The sequence below is a fragment of the Streptomyces montanus genome, from assembly GCF_005786655.1.
GTDB lineage: Bacteria > Actinomycetota > Actinomycetes > Streptomycetales > Streptomycetaceae > Streptomyces > Streptomyces sporangiiformans.
Genome location: NZ_VBZC01000034.1, coordinates 1 through 1,310, shown reverse-complemented (window position 1 = coordinate 1,310; position 1,310 = coordinate 1). Strand labels below are relative to the sequence as shown.

Below are 1,310 nucleotides of genomic sequence, written 5' to 3'. Positions count from 1 at the left end.
CGTGGAGGAGGGTGCCCTGAGCAGGCCTTCAACGATCGAGTAACCGTTCGCCTCCGATGTGAGGAACGGCCGGTACTGAACAGGGTGGGACGCCACGGCTACCTCCGCGATGGGCAATGTCTGGTGCCGACGCTAGGCAGCGGGCCATCGGTGCCGGATGCGGCCGACGGCTACCTCCTTGGGGCGACGCGGGTGCACCGGAGAGGTAGCCGTTCGGCCACTCCCGTTCGCGCTGCTCCGGCGGGCGTTGTGACACAGGGCAACAGCAGGAAGCGTCAAGGCGCTGTGCCCTGAAGTCCGCAAGAGCGAGGAGTGACCGCCATGGACGCCGTGCCCAATCCGATCTCCAACGGATCCGAACTGGCGGACCCCGAGTTCGTCGAACACCTGCTGCGGGAAGAGAACACCGCGCGGCGCCGGGACCTGCTCAGCGCGGCCCTGCTGACGTTCCTGGTCCGCGCCGGTTCGCTGGACCAGGGGGCGGACACCGACACCCCTGCCGCACTGGAGTCGCTCGTCGCGGTGGAGCTCAACGCCGTACTCGGGGCCCGGCTCGGTGTGGAAGTCGGGCTGCAGGAGCTGCGCCGCCCGGTGAGCGCGCGCCAACTGGCCGGGATCGTCGCCGATTTGCTGGACGACACGTCGGCTCCAGGCCCCGGGTTGGCGCTGGTTCCGGATCCGGAGGAGCGGTTTGAGCCGTTTGCTCTGACGGATTTGCAGCAGGCGTATCTGTTGGGGCGGGGTGGGTTCTTCGCGTTGGGGAATGTGCCGGCGGCGTTCTATGCGGAGATCGATGGGGTGTCGGTGGATGTGGGGCGGTTGGAGGCGGCGTGGAATGCGGTGGTGGGGCGGCATGACATGTTGCGGACGGTGTTCATGGAGGATGGTCGGCAGCGGGCGTTGGCTGAGGTGCCGGTGTATCGGTTCGCGAGGCATGACTTGAGGGATGTGGGTGCCGGCGAGCGTGAGGCTCGGTTGGGCGCGGTGCGGGAGGAGTTGTCCGGGCGGGTTCGGGAGCCTGGGCGGTGGCCGCTGTTCGAGGTGGCGGTGACGCGGCTGGACGAGGAGCGGACGCGTATCCACGTCGCCGTCGACCTCCTCATCGCCGACGCCCCCGGCATTCGCCAACTCCTCGGCGAATGGCTGGCCCTGGACGTCGGCCGCGATCCAGGCCCGTCACCCCGGGTGTCGTTCCGTGATTATGTGCGGGCGTTGGAGGGGGTTGAGGAGTCGGCGGCGTTTGTGCGGGCGCGGGAGTACTGGCTGGGGCGGTTGGATGAGTTGCCTGCTGCGCCGGAGTTGCCGTTGCG

Annotated in this window: 1 protein-coding gene; it reads left to right on the top strand. The window is 68.7% G+C overall.

Annotated features, from left to right (window positions below; genetic code table 11):
• Positions 1-321: 321 nt before the first annotated feature.
• A partial coding sequence (locus FE633_RS27725; protein ID WP_246113859.1) for a condensation domain-containing protein occupies positions 322-1,310 on the top strand: 989 nt, incomplete at its 3' end.